The organism is Neobacillus bataviensis (assembly GCF_019969725.1).
The window spans coordinates 1-256 of the sequence record NZ_JAHXYW010000073.1; the positions used below are offsets into that span (position 1 = coordinate 1).

Annotated in this window: 1 rRNA gene; it reads right to left on the reverse strand. The window is 54.3% G+C overall.

The features are described from left to right. A 16S ribosomal RNA gene (locus LC455_RS31210) occupies positions 1 to 256 on the reverse strand; the annotation flags it as partial.

Here is a 256-nt window from a genome sequence, read left to right on the forward strand (position 1 = left end):
GAGTGCCCAACTGAATGCTGGCAACTAAGGTCAAGGGTTGCGCTCGTTGCGGGACTTAACCCAACATCTCACGACACGAGCTGACGACAACCATGCACCACCTGTCACTCTGTCCCCCGAAGGGGAAATTCCTATCTCTAGGAGTGTCAGAGGATGTCAAGACCTGGTAAGGTTCTTCGCGTTGCTTCGAATTAAACCACATGCTCCACCGCTTGTGCGGGCCCCCGTCAATTCCTTTGAGTTTCAGCCTTGCGGC